Source organism: Poritiphilus flavus (genome assembly GCF_009901585.1).
Classification (GTDB): Bacteria; Bacteroidota; Bacteroidia; order Flavobacteriales; family Flavobacteriaceae; genus Poritiphilus; species Poritiphilus flavus.
Genome location: NZ_WXYO01000002.1, coordinates 83,824 through 101,185, shown reverse-complemented (window position 1 = coordinate 101,185; position 17,362 = coordinate 83,824). Strand labels below are relative to the sequence as shown.

Annotated in this window: 14 protein-coding genes; 4 read left to right on the top strand and 10 right to left on the bottom strand. The window is 42.4% G+C overall.

The window, feature by feature from the left end; all coding sequences use genetic code 11:
- Nucleotides 1–171: 171 nt before the first annotated feature.
- Nucleotides 172–675: a hypothetical protein gene (locus GTQ38_RS03930; protein WP_238857790.1), complete on the bottom strand. Its 504-nt coding sequence runs from the start codon at nt 673–675 to the stop codon at nt 172–174.
- 33 nt (nt 676–708) lie between these two features.
- Complete coding sequence (locus GTQ38_RS03925) at nt 709–1,251, bottom strand: cupin domain-containing protein (protein WP_161434182.1); 543 nt, start codon at nt 1,249–1,251, stop codon at nt 709–711.
- 245 nt (nt 1,252–1,496) lie between these two features.
- On the opposite strand from GTQ38_RS03925, the gene GTQ38_RS03920 reads away from it, so the two are divergent.
- Entirely contained in the window at nt 1,497–4,337 is a 2,841-nt protein-coding gene (locus GTQ38_RS03920) for a hybrid sensor histidine kinase/response regulator transcription factor (protein ID WP_161434181.1), read from the top strand.
- Between the two features lie 205 nt (nt 4,338–4,542).
- Here the strand turns inward: GTQ38_RS03920 and GTQ38_RS03915 are convergent, their stop codons facing one another.
- Both GTQ38_RS03915 and GTQ38_RS03910 read right to left on the bottom strand, forming a co-directional pair.
- Nucleotides 4,543–5,142, bottom strand: a complete 600-nt coding sequence (locus tag GTQ38_RS03915) for a nucleotidyl transferase AbiEii/AbiGii toxin family protein (protein ID WP_238857789.1) — start codon at nt 5,140–5,142, stop codon at nt 4,543–4,545.
- Nucleotides 5,143–5,177: 35 nt separating this feature from the next.
- Entirely contained in the window at nt 5,178–5,690 is a 513-nt protein-coding gene (locus GTQ38_RS03910) for a HigA family addiction module antitoxin (RefSeq protein ID WP_161434179.1), read from the bottom strand.
- 202 nt (nt 5,691–5,892) lie between these two features.
- On the opposite strand from GTQ38_RS03910, the gene GTQ38_RS03905 reads away from it, so the two are divergent.
- From GTQ38_RS03905 to GTQ38_RS03895, 3 genes are all read left to right on the top strand, one after another.
- Nucleotides 5,893–6,261, top strand: a complete 369-nt coding sequence (locus GTQ38_RS03905; RefSeq protein WP_161434178.1) for a GntR family transcriptional regulator — start codon at nt 5,893–5,895, stop codon at nt 6,259–6,261.
- Between the two features lies 1 nt (nt 6,262).
- Nucleotides 6,263–7,156, top strand: coding sequence for a slipin family protein (locus tag GTQ38_RS03900; protein ID WP_161434177.1), 894 nt, complete (start codon nt 6,263–6,265; stop codon nt 7,154–7,156).
- Nucleotides 7,157–7,330: 174 nt separating this feature from the next.
- Nucleotides 7,331–7,711, top strand: a complete 381-nt coding sequence (locus tag GTQ38_RS03895; protein WP_161434176.1) for a hypothetical protein — start codon at nt 7,331–7,333, stop codon at nt 7,709–7,711.
- Here GTQ38_RS03895 and GTQ38_RS03890 read toward each other — a convergent pair.
- The 6 genes from GTQ38_RS03890 to GTQ38_RS03865 all read right to left on the bottom strand — a co-directional run bounded on the left by GTQ38_RS03890 (nt 7,708) and on the right by GTQ38_RS03865 (nt 17,346).
- Nucleotides 7,708–8,721, bottom strand: a complete 1,014-nt coding sequence (locus tag GTQ38_RS03890; RefSeq protein WP_238857788.1) for a glycosyltransferase family 2 protein — start codon at nt 8,719–8,721, stop codon at nt 7,708–7,710. The two genes, GTQ38_RS03895 and GTQ38_RS03890, sit on opposite strands and share 4 nt — an antisense overlap.
- Nucleotides 8,708–10,855, bottom strand: coding sequence for an STT3 domain-containing protein (locus GTQ38_RS03885; protein WP_161434174.1), 2,148 nt, complete (start codon nt 10,853–10,855; stop codon nt 8,708–8,710). The genes GTQ38_RS03890 and GTQ38_RS03885 overlap by 14 nt, the downstream gene beginning before the upstream one ends.
- Nucleotides 10,856–10,985: 130 nt before the next feature.
- Nucleotides 10,986–12,437, bottom strand: coding sequence for a TlpA family protein disulfide reductase (locus tag GTQ38_RS03880; protein ID WP_238857787.1), 1,452 nt, complete (start codon nt 12,435–12,437; stop codon nt 10,986–10,988).
- A gap of 97 nt (nt 12,438–12,534) precedes the next feature.
- Nucleotides 12,535–13,278, bottom strand: coding sequence for a LytR/AlgR family response regulator transcription factor (locus GTQ38_RS03875; protein ID WP_161434173.1), 744 nt, complete (start codon nt 13,276–13,278; stop codon nt 12,535–12,537).
- A gap of 522 nt (nt 13,279–13,800) precedes the next feature.
- On the bottom strand, nt 13,801–15,822 hold the full coding sequence (locus tag GTQ38_RS03870; RefSeq protein WP_161434172.1) for a sensor histidine kinase: 2,022 nt from the start codon (nt 15,820–15,822) through the stop codon (nt 13,801–13,803).
- 192 nt (nt 15,823–16,014) lie between these two features.
- Nucleotides 16,015–17,346: a S41 family peptidase gene (locus GTQ38_RS03865; protein ID WP_161434171.1), complete on the bottom strand. Its 1,332-nt coding sequence runs from the start codon at nt 17,344–17,346 to the stop codon at nt 16,015–16,017.
- Nucleotides 17,347–17,362: the final 16 nt, after the last annotated feature.

The window sequence follows — 17,362 nt, the reverse complement described above, 5'->3', positions numbered from 1 at the left end:
GTATTTACTTAACCTCTTTCTACCACTTGCTTAATAACTTTTACACTACTCTCCCAATTGGGATACACCTTTTCCTTAAAATACTGATTTTCTTATCCTTTAAAATGTTTTTCCAATACAAAAAACCGAAACAGTAGCGCTTCGGTTTAAATAGCTAATACAAATCTTTGGCTAATCGCCTATGGCAGGGTTAAACGGAGCGAATATTCCATCCGGGTTCTCCAGTATAGTCCAGACATGCAATTGCCATTGCCCTACCATTTCGTTAAAATGCCAAACATCCTGATCCCCTGTAAATCCTTCAGGTGGATTTCCAGGATTATCCGGGTTTTCCGGGATGATCGCGTATTCGACAGCTACCATTTGCATACCACCATTTTGGTCCGGCACATAAAGGATGATTTCGGGTTTGTCCAATTCAAAGGTGCCATCAACTAATGCCGGATTCAAATAGTGATGCCCCATATTAGGGACGTAACCTGAGACATCTATCCTTCCTTCATTCTCCGCTACACTAAAATCCATAAACTGCAAAGTCTCAGATTTGAGCTGTTCTACTTCCAGTTCCCAGGCCTCAGCTACCGGGTTGTTATCGCTGTCATCACTTTCGCAACCGAAAATCAACACGGTAAGCACTAAAGCCGTAATTCCATTTAAATATTTACTCTTTTTCATGATAAACATATTTGGATTTATTTTTATTTACTATTACAGGAATTTTATCCCGTAGGTCTTAGAAATTCTGACCACCTCTTCGAAATCCGGTTTGCCTGGTGGCAAATCATTCAATTCCTTAAACATATGTTCCATCCCCGAGGGAAAGGCACTGACCCACATTCTGGCTTTTTGATCTCCTATGACCTTCCAGGAATGGACTATATTTTTAGGAGCATACGCCATATCGCCTTCTCCTAAAATGGTAGATTTATTGTCGACCATTAATTCTACCTGCCCGCTAAGTACCCTGAAGATCTCATCTTCTTTGGTATGTATATGCGGTGGTATGCCTGATCCGGGACTGAGGTCATCAATCCATTCGAAGATCTGATTATCCGTATCGGCTCCTACTACTTTTTGCCATTGCGGATTGCCAAATATTCGCAGCTCTGTACCTTCATTCGCGCGAACTACTTTTTCCTTTGTATCAATTGATGATTTAATGGATCTTTTTGAGCTGGCATGTACGCCAACAGGCAGTATGGCCGCAAGTCCTGTTCCTCCTAATTGGGTTATAAATGTTTTTCTGTTCATTGTTTATGCTTTTAGTTAAACTCTAAATTGATTGTGCTGATTCAATGAAGTCAAAGGTATCTCTGGGGATCAATGTGGATTGACAGTCAGGTTGCAGATTCTGGTAGATTTGATTCAAACTTTTCAAGAGGAGACAAAAGTGTCATTTCATGATACACAGCTGTTAGTGCAAACCATCAATACCATCGAACTTAGCATACAGTAGCTACCCTGTAGAAATTTCATTATCTTTTTTCTTGCTAAATATGATGGCTAAACTCCACTACATTCCGATTTTCCTGTTTTTTGTGAACCTGGTATCCGGGCAAGACACTTATGAAATTGACCCGCAATACCCGGTTCACGATTTGAATAGCCAGCTGCAGGTTTACACTGATAGCACAGACAGTCTTTCGGCGGAATACTTGCTCCGGGACAGTATTCTGCATTTTAGCAGAGGAGATGAGTTACCCCGTCTTCTCAATAGCAATCTCACTTATTGGGGGAAACTACGAGTAAAGGCCCTGGACACGCTGACAAACTGGATGCTGCATTTTGAGGATAAAATGATAGGGCCGCCCGCCTGGACCAAAAGCAACGGCAAAGTTGATGTTTATGCCTATGCCGGGAGCAAACTGATCTTCCACCAAAAAACCGGAGTAGAGTATTCCAAAAAAGAACGAGCCGCAAAAGGGAGCTGGGTCTTAAACAGCATCAAACTGCAAGAATTACCGGTTGGGGAAACCGTTACACTTATTATTAGAGCCAGAGGAAACAGTTTTGGTTATCCGGCCTACTTTAATTTAAGCGCGCGAAGCCCGGATCAGCCTTATTACCATCAGATCTATCAATTCCACAACTCTTTCAATACCTTTTTGTTCGGAGTAACATTTATTGTTTTTCTGTTCTTTTTGTTACAATACATCTATCTAAAAGAATCCATTTTCTTCTGGTTCTCTTTGTGGTTATTTTTCTGTGTGATTACCCAGGCGATGGCCAATGGACTTATAATTGGTGTTTTACAAAACATCCGATTTCCTTTTTGGATGTTCTTCGCCAACGGCATCTTTTTTACCTTCTGGTTCTTTGGCCGCTCTTTTATAGAATCAAAACGTAAGTTCCCTCTTCTGGACAAGTTCATTCTGGGGTTGGCCTTTTTTGTATTGATTGAAATTGTTCTGATGACACTCTATGTGATCTTTTTTAAACCGAACATTCATTTTACAGGACCCGGTATTCATTATCAGTTTCTGAACCTTTACACTTTTGGAAGCCTCATACTATCTATCGTCCTGTCCCTTAAAAAGGATCTCTTCGCAAGATACTTTGGTATCGGCTCCCTGATTGCCAGTATTTTTCTGATCATCGGTACACTGTGGTCTATGGGAATAATAAGACCTCCTTTCAGACTTGACCCATACGGAACAGGCATGTTCCTGCAGATTATCATTTATTCCTTCGGCATTGCTTATCGCAGCCAGAAGATAAACCAGCAGAATGAACTTGAACGTTTGAATGCTGCCCGGTCTCTCGCAGAAATACAAAGAATGAAAGATCTGGATGAAGTTAAAACCCGCTTTTTCGCCAATGTCAGTCACGAATTTAGAACCCCTTTGACTTTGATAAACGGCCCGCTGCAACAAGCGAAAAAATCTTCGGATGACAGGGGTGATAAATCCATTGTTTTATCCGACAAGACCTTTGGCGTTATTAAGAAGAATACCATGCGCCTTCAAATGTTGGTTGATCAGCTGTTGGATCTATCTAAAATTGAAAGTGGTAATCTGTACCTGAAACTGAGTAAGGGAGGTTTGATCCAATTTCTACGGTCACATATTTTCTCATTCGAAAGCCTTGCGGAGCGTCAAAATATCAGTTTGAACACCCATTTTTCAAGTGAACCTGAGCTGGCCTATTACGATAAGGACAAACTGGAAAAAATAATCAACAACCTGCTTTCCAACGCCTTTAAATATACTCCGGCAGGGGGTGCGGTTAGTGTGAATATTGGGCATACGGATAAAAACATCTCAATAGAGATCAGCGATACCGGCAATGGCATGAACAAAAGGGAGATCGATCGGATCTTTGATCGGTTTTATCGTGTGGAAGGGACCGAAACCAAAGGATCCGGTATAGGCCTGGCCCTAACCAAGGAACTGGTTGATTTGCATAACGGACAAATCAGTGTACATAGCGAAAAGGGCCGGGGAACCACTTTCAAACTGAGAATTCCTATACTGCCGGAAGGTCTTCCGCAATCCGTAAGGATAGAGAAAGACATTTCTAAACCTTCAGATTTAGAAACCCCTCCTTTGAAAGAAACTGAAGTTTCCATTGCCGAACCCTTGGTTCAACCAATTCAGGAAGAAGTGGTTCTGTTGGTGGAAGACAACCAGGATCTGCAAAGTCACATTTCAGAGATTTTGGAAGATCGGTATAAGGTTCTCACTGCTAATGATGGGCTGCAAGGAGAAAGAATGGCATTTGAGCATATACCCGATCTGATCATCAGCGATGTTATGATGCCCAAAAAAGACGGCTACGAATTGTGCAGTTCCTTAAAGAACAACATAAAAACCAGCCACATTCCAGTTATCATGTTGACTGCCAAGGCAGGACAATCCAGCAAAATGGCGGGGCTAACACAAGGGGCAGATGCCTATATTACCAAACCATTCAATGCGGATGAGTTATTGCTGCGTGTCAGAAATCTGATCGATGCACGTAAAAAGGTTTGGGAACATCTGCAGTCGCTTGACTTAGTTGCCATATCTGATTTAAACCTGAGTTCTGTGGATGATACTTTTCTGCAAAAAGTGGTGAAAATTATCAAAGATAATATAGATAATGAGTTGCTCTCAGTGGAAGATATTGCCTCCAAAGTAGGTTTTAGCAGGGCACAATTACATCGAAAACTCAAAGCGCTCACCAACAAAAGCGCCGGGCAATTGGTCAATGAGATCCGATTAAAAAAGGCTAAGAACATGTTGAAACAAAAGGTCGGTTCGGTCTCGGAAATTGCCTATTCGGTTGGCTTCACCAATATGTCTTATTTTACAAAAAGTTTCAAGGAAAAGTTTGGAGTGCTTCCCAGTAAGGTGTGAGTGATGGGAAGAAATGAGTTCTTAGACATGATGGTTGAATTTATCGATAGAAAAACATCCTTTTCAAACCCGGGATCCTATGAAAACCCCAGGTTTGTCAAATTCAAGGTTTCGAAGGATCTGATCTGGCGAAATCCTTAGTAAACCAACCTAAAACATTTCAAACCCAAACATAAATAAGATAGGGGGATTTCTGCTTTTTAATTTATACAAGGTCTTCAAAATCCAATTTAATCAATTCCCAACTTTTATCTTTGTGACATATTGGAGGCAAGTCATCTTCAGCTTGACTAAAATCACGTAGCTTTTGTTTTATTTCATCCTGAGTATAACCATATCGATATCTTCGAACATAGAATTCCAGTAATTCAGTTAGAGAATATCGGCCGATCAATTCGTGTAGATCCCAGAAGTCTTTCTTGCGTCCTCCCTGTCCAATAATTTCTAATTTCATCGCAGCGATCTCTTCCATACTGGCCATCCTTAGATTATTGTGTTGAACTATTGGGAATACAAAACTATCTGTGCAGAACAAATCCAATTTGATCAGGTTTTCTCGATTTTCTCCAACAAAATAGGATTTTCCGATAGTTACGTCGCCTAAATGAAGTGAGTCTACATATACAAAGGACTTTCTGAGTATTTCGTCAATTTTATTGAAATCTACGGTTCCGTATTCCTGGTCTGTAAATAAATCAATATCCACAGATTCCCTATGCCCCATCTGTAAGCTCAGGGAAGTACCTCCAACGAGCCGAAATTCGTCCAACTCATCGATCTCCATCAACTTGTCAAGGGAAGTCATAAGGAGGTTCGAAACAGTATTAAAATGCAAATTCATCAATTGACAAGGTCATATTTTTTGAGATTCTTACGTAATGAAGGAAGGGTTCTTCCTTTAATTTTGCTGACCTCTTTAGAAATAGTTTTCTTTCCATAGATTGAAATAAGTTCGCTTATTTCTGCGTGATTTCCCCTTTCCAGAACTCTCTTTATTATAGAATGTCTATTTCTATTCCAATCAATTCTATCAATATCAGTATCCCAAAACAAAACACTTCTAAAACTCTCCATTTTGGTAGAAGCCCTCTGAAGGCTTTCATTTGCTTTTTTGACATCATAGCTTGCTTGCAATAACATGAAATAATCCTTTTCCACCTTGAACACTTTTGAAAGCTTGATTGAAAGTTTAGCATTGATATCCCTCCTCTTATTAAGGATTGCACTTATTGTTTGCTTATGTTCATCAACAGATTCCGCTAAGTCAGAACCCTTAATATTCCTAAGCGCTAACTCCCTTCTTAGCAGAGCACCGGGATGTACTCCTTTTACTTTATTTAATCTAGGCAACATATTTCCGGTTATTAAAATAAAACTAAGTAAATATAAAAAAAGTAAACAAATTTATTTACTAATTGTAAACGTTTTTGTTTACATAAATATTGCAATTACCGTACCATTCTTGAAAAATCTAAATTATCCAACTGATATTCTTTCATTTAAAATTTTATTGTATATTTGTACTATACATATATTACAATGTTATAATAGTACAATGATCAAATTTAGATTGGATCCTAAGACCGGAATCCCATTTTACAGGCAAATCATTGATCAAATCAAATTTGGGATTGCCTCCGGAAACCTGAAGACAGGAGAGCAGCTGCCCACCGTCCGGTCTCTGGCTGTGGAATTAAAGGTCAATCTAAATACCATTGCCAAAGCTTACAAGGAACTCGAAATCCAGAATATTCTGGAGACCCATCAGGGTACCGGAACATTTATCAACGAAAACAAGGTTAAAATATCGGCCAGGGAAAAAGAGGAAAAACTAAAGGATATATGTAGTGAATTCTCTTCTATTGCTTACAGCTATGGCTTTTCTGTAGATGACATAATCGATCAACTAAAAAAACAACAATGATATGAAAGCAGTCAGGAAAAAATTGTGGAATCCTATTTCCGCAACGGTAATGCTAACAGCATCAGTAATATGTTTTGCCCTATACTATCTGGACATCATAAACATACAGTCCCTGGCATTGCTGTTATTGGTTTCCCTCTTTATATCCCGCTCCATACATATTGCAGATCAATGGGAAAAGGCGGTGGTACTGAGGATGGGAAAATTCAAAAGCCTTAAAGGCCCGGGTATATTTTTTATCATCCCGATTATTGACCAGATAGACAAGTATATAGACCAGCGGGTGAGGGTTACCGACTTTAAGGCCGAACAGACCCTGACAAAAGATACGGTTCCGGTCAATGTAGATGCAGTGGTCTATTGGACCGTCTGGGACGTGGAAAAGGCCGCCTTGGAAGTGCAGGAATATGAACGTGCTATTTTTTACATCGCACAAACAGGATTAAGGGATATCATCGGCAAGCATGAATTGGCTGATATTCTTCAGGAAAGGGAAAAGATCGCGTTGGACTTACAAAAGGTCCTGGATCACAACACCAATCCATGGGGAATAACCTGTCAGACCGTTGGAATAAAGGATATCATCATCCCACAGGTTTTGGCAGATGCTATGAGTAAAGAGGCCCAGGCAGAGCGCGAGCGCAGGGCAAGGGTTATTCTCGGGACCGCCGAAACTGAAATAGCACATAAATTTTCGGAAGCCAGTGAGCGCTATAAAAAGAACCCGGTGGCCTTACATCTCAGAGGAATGAACATGCTTTTTGAAGGTCTAAAAGAAAAGGGGTCCATGGTAATAGTTCCAAGTTCAGCACTGGATTCCATGAACCTTGGGGCCCTGGGCGGATTGGTATCCCTTGCACAGGATAGCGAAGAAGGACTGCTTCCTAAGGAATAACAATGCTTTTTGTTCAACACCTTTGGCAAGTTATCTTCCCTGAATTGAGTTAGTTAAGATTCAAAATCAAACCACTTATAATTACAACAAGCCACTTATGAAACGGGGTTTGTAGCTATAGCCACTCATGGGTAACTTAAGGTATTCCGTAGCAGGATAACCAAACCATACCCAGTGAAAAAGCTCCTTTACGTGTTGGTCATCATCAGCCTTTGGACTGCCAGCAACTGTTCAAAGATTCCGGAGAACAACGATCCTATAATAGGGATCTGGAGCAAGGAAGAGCAGAACGAAAAAAATAGTAAACTTCGGCAGGAATGGATCTTTAATGACGCCTATCTCGGGCGGCATCACCAATATCAGGATAACCAAAAGATCGTTCAAACAGATTTCAAATGGTCTCAGGAAGAAGGAGTGTACACGCTCACCTACCCTGGCACTGAAATGTTGAATGATAAGGTACGCATGCAGACGGCAATAGATATTGAGATGCTGGAAGACCTTCAGGGAAACCTCTTTGCGCTAAGGGATAGCCTGTGGCTATGCTGTGATTAGCTTGAAAAGCTTTTTTCGCTCCTCTTCTTATTGGCAAAACTCATTATGTGATCTGACCTATACGAATCAGCGCTTTTTTTAGGAATACTGCTAATATCTATATTAATGGCCTGCAACAAGAATTGAATTCCCAAAATAATCGGCAAGGCCGCCAGCATGATGGTACCCGCATTGTTCTCTGAGTTCTCCAGGATTCCCATATTCCATCTGTATCCTCCAAATGCAAGACCGAATACAAGTAGCGGAATTGCAATTAGAAAATAGATAGAGGCCATATTGAAATCGTAGATATAGTATTTATAAAAAATTCTTTTAAGCAGTCCTTTCCATGCTTTTATCGCAAAACTAAACAGGACGTTCCTTATGCGTAGATTGCTGATTTCGTTCCCGTAAATTGCGGCAATAGGAACATCCATTACCACTTTATTGATTAGGTTCAAATGGATAAGCATATCGGTCTCGAAAAAATATCCCTTGTCGATCTTATCCAGCTTAAGCTCACATAATGCGGGATAAGAAATGGCACAAAAGCCGTTTGTGGGGTCCATCAGGTTCCAATAGCCGGAGGTTGCTTTTACCACAAAAGACAACACACTATTGCCCAAAAGCCTGATTTTTGGCATGCTCTTCAGGGCTGTAAAGTCGTGAAATCTATTTCCTTTGGTATAATCCGCCTGCTCAGCCAGCAAGGGAAGTATTAGTATGGGGATCTGATTGGCATCCATTTGGCCATCGCCATCCATCTTTATCACAATATCGCAACCCAACTCAACAGCCTTTAAAAAACCGCTGATAACAGCTCCGCCAACACCCTTGTTTTTCTCATGAAATATTACTCGCACCCTCTGCTCGCCTATCTCATCCGCGATGGCTCCACTATATTCCGGGCATGCATCGTCCACAACCAAAATGTGGTCCACAAAAGCAGGTATGGATAAAATGACCTCTTTTATGTGTCTGGAAACCCTGTAACAGGGAATAACCACGGCAATCTTCTTATTCGATCTCATAGGCATTTCCCTTTACTTTCCATATTTGGTATTCCGGGCTGTTCAGGACAACAGCTTCGAAATGTGGTGATTTTTCCTGTAACAGATACAATTTAACCAGCGTCGTGTTGGCCATTTCGGCTGACATGGCTGCACCAAATCCAGTTCTTTTGTCCCATTGAAAAACGAAACGATTGTCCTTTCCGGAGTTCGAAAGACGACGGGATAACCCATAAGATTGCCTTTCTATGGTATCCCCTGTAAAAGTGGCAAGGGAGCGAAAGTACCTCTTCTGGTTAAAATAGTCCATTACCCCGGTGTTTCGGTTCAAACTCACCTGATTGTTTTTAATTTCATTACCCTGTTCTCTTAAGGCATTAAAAGTCAGAAAAAGCGGTAGTCCTTTGGTTTCGCCCGTCTTTAGATCTGAATTTCCCTGCTTAAACCAGGCGGCGGTCTGCGTCATTCTATAGTGAATGAACAGATAGATATCCTCAGTAGCTTTCGGGAATAAAAATGAGGTCCATTGACGGGGAGTTTTTAGGGTATCCGTTTCCGGAAGGAGTCCCTCTTTATGTGTCTCCATCAACCATGTTTCGGCCTCCTTAGGCTTTAAAGACAGCACTTCCCTTAGAAATATGAACGTATTCTCAACTCCTGAAAGGGAATTGTACAGCACATTCATTCCCTCTATTCCATTTTCGTTATAGAATCGCATGAAGTTCGCCGACACTGTGAGGTTATCCACGGCAAAAGGAAAGGAAGCATAATACGAAATTTCACCATCTGTAAATCCACCATCCGCATAAGTGCCCCTATTCAGGTAGTAGTGTATTTGATAGCCCAGATCCCAATCCGTCCAAATATTGCATCCTTTCGGAGTGTATTGTTTAAGTGCATTTAATAGCGATATATTTTGAGAGGCTGCAGTTTTTTGATGCCCAGCCGTAATGGTCTTATAACTACTTCCAATACCTATTATCGCTATTCCTATGGCGATGATAGTGGCTATTTTCGGTTTTATGGACTTCTTTTGGTTGAAGAGCATCTGCACTCCATAGCCAATACCCAACCCTAAAATCGGAGCGGCAAAGGAAACGAATCGATTACCGACCAAAAAAGCGGCAATGGCCATCAGGATCGGAACAACAAAAAAAAGCGACTTTAACTTTAGCTTTCTGCACAGAGCTACCAACCCAATAAGCATGCATATGAATAGAAAGGTGTTTGACGATGTCTTTTGTATAAAGTCAGCAATACTTACCGAGTCTAATTCAGAAATAGACATGTTCCTCGGAAACCTGGCATCTATATTATCGAACAGTAATTTGAATAAAAGGACGATCTGGTCCCCTATAAAGTAAGCGCTGACGGACAACAGAAGCAGGATGACACCATATTTCAATAGTGTTCTTTTTGTCTTATAAAAAAAGAGCAATGCAACTGTCAATGGAAACAGGGCGGAAATGACGACCACACTGCTGGCCGTGTCCCACCAGATATAAAACAAAAAAGCGCTCAAAGCCGCCAGACCGAGGAAGAGGTATCTCCTTTTGTCCTTTATCTCAGCAAATTGATAGATCAAATAGCTGTTTAGCAGTACAAAAACTACATTTAAAGAATCTGTGTCGAATACTCCGATACGGCTCCTGATGATATAGGTCAGAGAAAGGATTGAAAACAGAGCCGCGACCAAAGCCGCGATTCTGTTAAAATGAAGTTTTAAGCTAAACATGAATACCAGCGGAGCTAAAAGTGAGGCAAGGACCACAGGAAGAAAAATCGCTACGGTTGCCACAGGGACATTGCTTACACTACTTAAGGTAACAGCCAAAAGAGGAAGTAAGGGAGGAATCACCGGGTTTTGCGCACCATTAGGGACACGTCTTTTTTCCTGGTGGGAGTCATAAGTTCCTTGTTGTAATTCCTTGGCGATCTGTAAATAGTAATAGCTGTCAAAATTGGCCATTTGATACTCTCCCTCATATTGGAAATTTGCCTTGTCTTTTTTCCAAACAGAAAAGTCCTCGTATCTCAGATAAATGGCAAATATTACTATGGCAATTAGTAAAAGCCAGGAGTACCAGGGCTTGGGCCCCGGGTCAATATCCGTTGACACATTTTCTGAAGATTCTTTAGAAGCTTGTTTCAACATTGCTTTGGGTTTTAAACATCCAGGTCTATACCGGTAACATCCTTTGAACGGGAAATGGAATGGCTGTGGTCATTGATCAACATGGTACCATGCTTATTGGGCCGCCAGGCCTCTTAAACTAACTGTAGCTCTACCGATATTCCATCCTGTCCTGATTGATCACCTCGGCCAGATGATGCACCTGCAAATTTTTGGCGATAATGGTTCGTTCCGGGTTTAGGACGTAGATCTCAGGGGTAATATCTACATAGTATTTTCCGTATATGGAGCGGTTGGTAGGATCAAAAACATTGGTCCAGGGCATACCACTTTTGGCCACATAGTCACGCCATTCAGTATCATCGGTATCTATGGCTATACCAAATACTTCTACTCCCTTATTTTTCCATTCATGGTAAAACTGTATCAATTTGGGGGTCTCTTCTATGCAATGTTCACAACTTGGGTTATACATGTAAACAATGATATAGGGAGACTTTATATCGTAAATAGACCTGGTTTGGCCATTAATATCCCTGGATACTACATCAGGACCTTTTTTCCCTACCAAACTGGAAGCCATTTCGCCGGCCCGCTGTTGCAATGCAGATACCAGTGTTGAATCAGACCAGAAGGCACGCTCATGGGTGAAATAGTTCTGGATCATATGGACATATACGGCCTCCTTGTCCATAAATGTGGTCTTGGAAGGCTCGTAATTCAGGGCGATCCAATTGGCAAAAAACTTAAAATACTCCGGATAATTCAGCGCTTTTTGAATCAAATAGTCTGACGCCTTATTTATAGAATCCGGATGCTGGGGCGTTAACCGGGTAATATATCGTTTTAGTTTATTGGTAACCACCGGTGTGTACAACAATCGAATATCGCTAAAGTCCATTTTGTCCCAAAACCTGGAGCGATACCGGGCAACTCTGGCCTGATCCGAAGTGCCATCCGGACCACCGCTATCAGCTAGCAACGGGTTCTGGCCTGCCTTCTTATATTTAGTAAAGAAGGAATTCGGATGCTTTGCAAACAGGTCATTCAGGTGGTCCTGACGCTCTTGAATGAGTTTGTCCTTTTGGCTTTTTAAATAGGCATAATTCAGATCAATTTCCTGCATGTTTTTTAAGCGGTCTGAAATGGGTTGGAAACTTCTCTGATAGCCCAGTTCATATTTCAAATTCTCGTAGAGCAGTTCATTATCCAGGCTTCCCTGCACTACCATACTATCCACCAACTTATTGGCCTGGGTTTTCAAGCCAAAACTTTGATCCTCGTCCACCAGCAACTGCAGTGTACTATCATTGGCAAAGTAGGCCATGTAAAAGCCAGGCTTATAGGGTTGATCGTTCTGGAAGATGGCATGTCCGTTGGCATTCATCTGTGTAGAATCAGCAGCATACTGATTATCCGCATAGAAACCGACCAGGTAGACCTTGCCTTCCCCAAAGCCATCCACCTGGATACTGATATTAGGGGATTCCGGATTTGCTATCGGGGTTGCAGGGGTAATCCCGGAGGTGCTTTTCTTTTCACTAGCCTTGGAGCTGCAGGCAATTATGCCAATAATCAAAAGGAATGTTGTGAAGTACTTCATTGGAAATGGTCATTTAAAGAAGTTATTATTGGGGTAGACCTTTACCACATCTTATTCGTAGCTGTGCAGGCCTGATTTTAGACTCTGGATGTTCTTTCTACTTGATCTTCAAAAACCTGTTAAGTGATTTCAGTTTTCTTTTGGCAACAGGTATGGATTCTCCCACCTTCAATTCCAGGTAGTTTCCACCCGTTTTATTGATGTTTTGTACCTGGGTAAAGTTTACGATATAAGAATGGTGCGTTCTAAAAAACGTCTTGGGATCCAGGAGTTTTTCAAATTCCCCTAAGTTTCTGGTAGCCAATTTGCTCAGTCCACAGCTTAACAAGAATCGGGTATATCGTCCTTCTGCCTTCAAATAAACTATATGCTTTTTCTCAATCAGCTCAATCCTGTCTATAGAGGGCAGTGCTAAAATATTCGCACCTTCTTCGTAGCTTTCTTTTCCCTCTTCCAGAAGTTGTTTCTCCTGAGAAAGCTTCACTTTATGTTTTGCTTTGTTAACCGCCAACAAAAGGTCATCCAGCTTCAGAGGTTTCATCAGGTAGGCAGTGACATCATAGGTAATCGCTTGAAGGGCATACTTGTCAACATTAGATATGATCACGAAATTACATTGCCTCCACAGGCTTTTAATTATCTGAAAACCACAGCCACTTTCTAACTCTATTTCCAGAAAAACGATATCCGGCTTAAGCGCTTGAATTAGATCCGAGGCCTTCTCAACATCTTCGGTATAACCGAGCAGATCAATTTCCGGGAAATACTTTTGCAGAACAAAAACCAGGCCTCCATATGAGACCTCGTTTTCAACAATAAAAGCCTTTAGTTGTGGTTCCATTTGGTCTTACTTTAGTTTTTCAACTTGTTTGTTGCTGTAATCAATTCGAGCTTGGCGAGAATTCACTATTAGAAAAATGAAGCCTTCTCAAAACACCTGCCTTAAAACTTCTAGCAAAATATAATTGAATATCAGGCAACAATACCTGAAGAAAAAAGCACGAGTAATAAATGTTGAAATGCGCCGATATGTGGTATTTATTACTATAATTTCTCAAAGACTTCATTCTTACGATTATTCCAAATTCTTTCCCCTTCATAATTGTGCTAAGCTCACTTATTGAATTCTATAGCATATAAGGGTTGTTATTATGGTGGTTCTTTGAGTATGCAAGTTATTTCAGGACCACTTATCAGGTAAATAAGAAAGAGCACGTAAAAAATACGTGTTAGCACGTACGGCCTATCGGGACCTTAGTAAAACCTGAAAATGAGAAGTTTTAAAGCATTCAGGTCTCTTAATACCCGAATCAACAATAATGGTCAACTGCTTCGGTATTCTGGAATTGGTAAGAAAGCGAGATTATACCGGCATTTCCAGGGAGACGGTAGTTCCGGTTGATAGCTCGCTGTCCACATGGAGTTTGGCCCCGGCCATTTTGCTGCGTTCCAGGATGGTTCGCATGCCCAGACTGGCACTGTCGCGGATTTTCTCCTTGAAGCTAAAGCCTTTCCCGTTGTCTTTCACCACGATTTCTATCGTACCGGCCTTCCTTTCTATGTCTACCGATACCGACCCGGCCTCTGAATGCTTTACGATATTGTTCAATAGCTCTTGCATGATCCGGTAGAGTTGCAGAGATTTCTCATCATTAAGTAGGTCATCCACATCTTCAATGCTATGGGTAAAAAAGATGTCTGTGTTGGCATCCACCTCATCGATGATCGCCCTCACAGCCGCAGAGAATCCCAACTTCTCCAGGGTGGCCGGATGCAGGTAGCGGGAAACGCTTCGCAGTTCCTCCAGGGTATCCATCGCCAGGGATTTTACTGCTGCATCCTCGCCGGACTTTGACCTTTTGGCCAACAGCATCAGCTTTTGCCCTACCCCGTCGTGCAATTCTCTGGCCACACGGGTACGCTCCTCCTCCTGACCCTTGATCAGGTTCCTGGAGAAGCGGGCCTGAGCCTGCTGTTTCCTTTTGGTGGCATTCTGTACCCATACCAGGTAAAGGATAGCCAGCACAGCCAGTATTCCCAGACCGCCGAAAGTGATCCACATGTTCTGCGCCCGGTTCCTGGCGTTCAGCAGTGCGATCTCCGACTTCTGGGTGGCGATCTCCGAATCCTTCTTCTCTGCCTCGTATAGGGCCTGGTAATAGGAAAAACCGTTCGCCTTCTGGACAGTCTCTATGGAGTCCTTTATTTTATGGTGGGCCCGGAGATGTTCATGGGCCCTGCTTAAATTTCCCAAGCTGTCGTACACTTTGGCTAAAAAGCCATGGGACATATAAATACCCTCATAGAACTGGGAATTCTTTAGCTTTTCATATTCTCTTTCTCCCAGACGAGCCGCTCTCTGGTAGTTGCCCACTGCAAATTCATAATGCGCCATGGCCAGGTTGTATTCATCCAGTTCAAAGCTTTCACCTTCCTCCCTTTGCTCATCCAACTCCTTCTTAACTGCTTCGGCTTTATCCAGCATCCCGTTTTCTGAGTAGGCACTCAGCTGGGCCACCAATACCTGTAGTTCGTGATATTTGTAACCGTTTTTAAAGGCGTACACCCTGGTGGAATCCAGGAATCGGATCCGTTCCTTCTGGCTACCATTGAGCATCTCGTCAAAGGCCTGGTTAAAAAACTGACTATTTAGTACTTCATTTTTGTTCTTTTCGCTTGCATATCCCCTAGCCTCTTCAATGATCTCCAATCTTATTTTTTTGGCTTCCTCCTGCAGCCCGTTCTGGGAATAAAGTACTGACAGGTTGCCTTTTGGGCGCCATCCCATTTCCGGATCACTCTCCGATAAAATTTCATAGGATTCCTGCAATGCGGCAGCTGCCCCCTGGAAATCACCCATCAAAGACAGCACATTGCCCATTACATTTTTAATAATGCCCATTTGGGTTTGGTTGTTAGCCTGAACGGCATAGGCAAAAGCCTGCTCATAATTTTCAAGAGCCTTTTCAAGACGGTTGAGCATGGTATAGTTCCGGGCGGCCTGAGTGTAGACTCCACTCAATTCAAAAAAATGCTGGTTGGCCGGAAGTTTTTCCTTTAGGTCATTGAAAAACGCTATAGCGTTTTGTGGTTTTCTTAGTTCCTGCCAGGTATATATCATCAGTATGCGGGACTGTTCCAGGGCCAGGCGTGTGGAGTCTAACTCCAGGGCGAAATCAATGGTGCTCCTGGCTATGGAATCGTAACCGAGATCCGTTCGGCTATAGATCAATCTGGACAGACTATCCATCCACATCAGGCGTTCAACATCTTCTGAGTTATTAATCTTTAGCTTTAGGGCTTGGACAGTATTTGTGAGGTCCACCTCCTGTGCAGACAGGGATAGAGTAAGGATAAACAAAAACAAACAGCAAATTGTTTTCATGACCTGGGGAAGTCTTGAGGGACTAAATATAAGGAATTTGCTATCAGGAGTCAGACCCGATATTCGATCGATTCCGGTATCCCCTGATCTGTGGACCAAAATAAGAGGAAAGGCAGCAAACAAAAGCCCGCTTGTAGCGGGCTTTTCCCTTAAAGTAACTCAAGGGTCTGCATTAGGTTGATAGGTATACCACTATTTTCCTGTCCTTAGGCTTTTGTCCGTTCTTCCGTCACTGTACAAGCCCTCTATGGCCACAATTTCACCCCCTTCTTCCAGCATTTGTATTCTGAAATACGGAATTTCATCAATACGGAATTTGCTTTTAGACATGGGTATTAGTTTGTATTCGTTATTACCTTCTCTTTGATAATACAGTGCACCGTTCTTAAAATGTATTTTCCTGGGGCCATAGCTTCCGGCATAAGACTGCATGGTTCCCGCTTCCAGAGACACTTTTTCTTTGGCTGAGCGGTATCCTTCCAATGCCCACTCCAGATGATAGCTATCCTGACCTTCATTGCGCTTCAAGATCGTCTCAAGAGCAGTAATTTTAGCTACATCCAACGCCTCATTGGCCGGTACCTTGATGTGCGGTTCAACACCCACACCTTCCCAATTGGTATTGGTAATAGGATTGATAGCTCTCCCATCCGGTACCCAAATGGTAAAGCGGGAGGTAGCAATTTGTGTTCCGCCAGGGTGTGCTCCTCCACCAGTGACCTCGCCTATCAGAGTAGCCCGCTCCAGGTTCCTGAGATTATAACTGAACTCCTCTGCTGCGGAAAAAGTGCCGGAACTGGTCAGCACGTAAACATCGATATCCGGCCTCCTGGTTCCCGGGACAAAAGGCAAGGTCCAGGTTTGAGTGATTTCATCGCTATGCCTGTTGTAAAAGTTGTTTAAATGAACCCTGTCCGGACCGTAAAGATAACTGGTTATCAGCTGGATCATTGAAGGGCTGCCGCCACCGTTCTGTCTAAGATCAATGATCAGGGCGTCTGCATTGCTCAAGAGGTTCATGGCGGCCCTTGCAGTGGCGCCTGCTCCTTCGTCCACGTTAAAAAAGCCGGTTAAATTCAGATAACCGATGTTTCCGTCCAGGATGCGTACTTCCCGGAAGCCGTAATTAGCGGCTTTGGCGTTTCGCAGCCTTCTCTCGGCCAAGGCTATACTGTCTGCGGCTGATATTGACGCGTTTCTTCTTCGGGCGATATTCTCAGGATCAAAACGCACCCTTAAGTGCAGGTCTTTGCTGATAGACCTGATATCTTCAGTGAGCATTTCAGCGAATTTGTACGGATCATTTACCTTCCGATAGGCATTATCTGAAAGTCTTTTTCTCAGATGATCGTTCATCTTCAGAGCTACCTCTGGGAAAACGTAATTGGCCTCCAAAATTGCTGTAATGGAATCAATTACTTCTTGATGTTCCTGTTTGGAGATCCGTTCCGGATCATATTGCGCACGGGACGGCAACACCGCCCCGCACAACAACACGATTAAAAGCAAGCGTAACATTTTCATGATTGTCACATTTTTT

Coding starts and splice junctions, on each gene's coding strand:
- GTQ38_RS03930 (WP_238857790.1), bottom strand. CDS start 675: ATGAAAAAGAGTAAATATTTAAATGGAATTACGGCTTTAGTGCTTACC.
- GTQ38_RS03925 (WP_161434182.1), bottom strand. CDS start 1,251: ATGAACAGAAAAACATTTATAACCCAATTAGGAGGAACAGGACTTGCG.
- GTQ38_RS03920 (WP_161434181.1), top strand. CDS start 1,497: ATGATGGCTAAACTCCACTACATTCCGATTTTCCTGTTTTTTGTGAAC.
- GTQ38_RS03915 (WP_238857789.1), bottom strand. CDS start 5,142: ATGACTTCCCTTGACAAGTTGATGGAGATCGATGAGTTGGACGAATTT.
- GTQ38_RS03910 (WP_161434179.1), bottom strand. CDS start 5,690: ATGTTGCCTAGATTAAATAAAGTAAAAGGAGTACATCCCGGTGCTCTG.
- GTQ38_RS03905 (WP_161434178.1), top strand. CDS start 5,893: ATGATCAAATTTAGATTGGATCCTAAGACCGGAATCCCATTTTACAGG.
- GTQ38_RS03900 (WP_161434177.1), top strand. CDS start 6,263: ATGAAAGCAGTCAGGAAAAAATTGTGGAATCCTATTTCCGCAACGGTA.
- GTQ38_RS03890 (WP_238857788.1), bottom strand. CDS start 8,721: ATGAGATCGAATAAGAAGATTGCCGTGGTTATTCCCTGTTACAGGGTT.
- GTQ38_RS03885 (WP_161434174.1), bottom strand. CDS start 10,855: ATGTTGAAACAAGCTTCTAAAGAATCTTCAGAAAATGTGTCAACGGAT.
- GTQ38_RS03880 (WP_238857787.1), bottom strand. CDS start 12,437: ATGAAGTACTTCACAACATTCCTTTTGATTATTGGCATAATTGCCTGC.
- GTQ38_RS03875 (WP_161434173.1), bottom strand. CDS start 13,278: ATGGAACCACAACTAAAGGCTTTTATTGTTGAAAACGAGGTCTCATAT.
- GTQ38_RS03870 (WP_161434172.1), bottom strand. CDS start 15,822: ATGAAAACAATTTGCTGTTTGTTTTTGTTTATCCTTACTCTATCCCTG.
- GTQ38_RS03865 (WP_161434171.1), bottom strand. CDS start 17,346: ATGAAAATGTTACGCTTGCTTTTAATCGTGTTGTTGTGCGGGGCGGTG.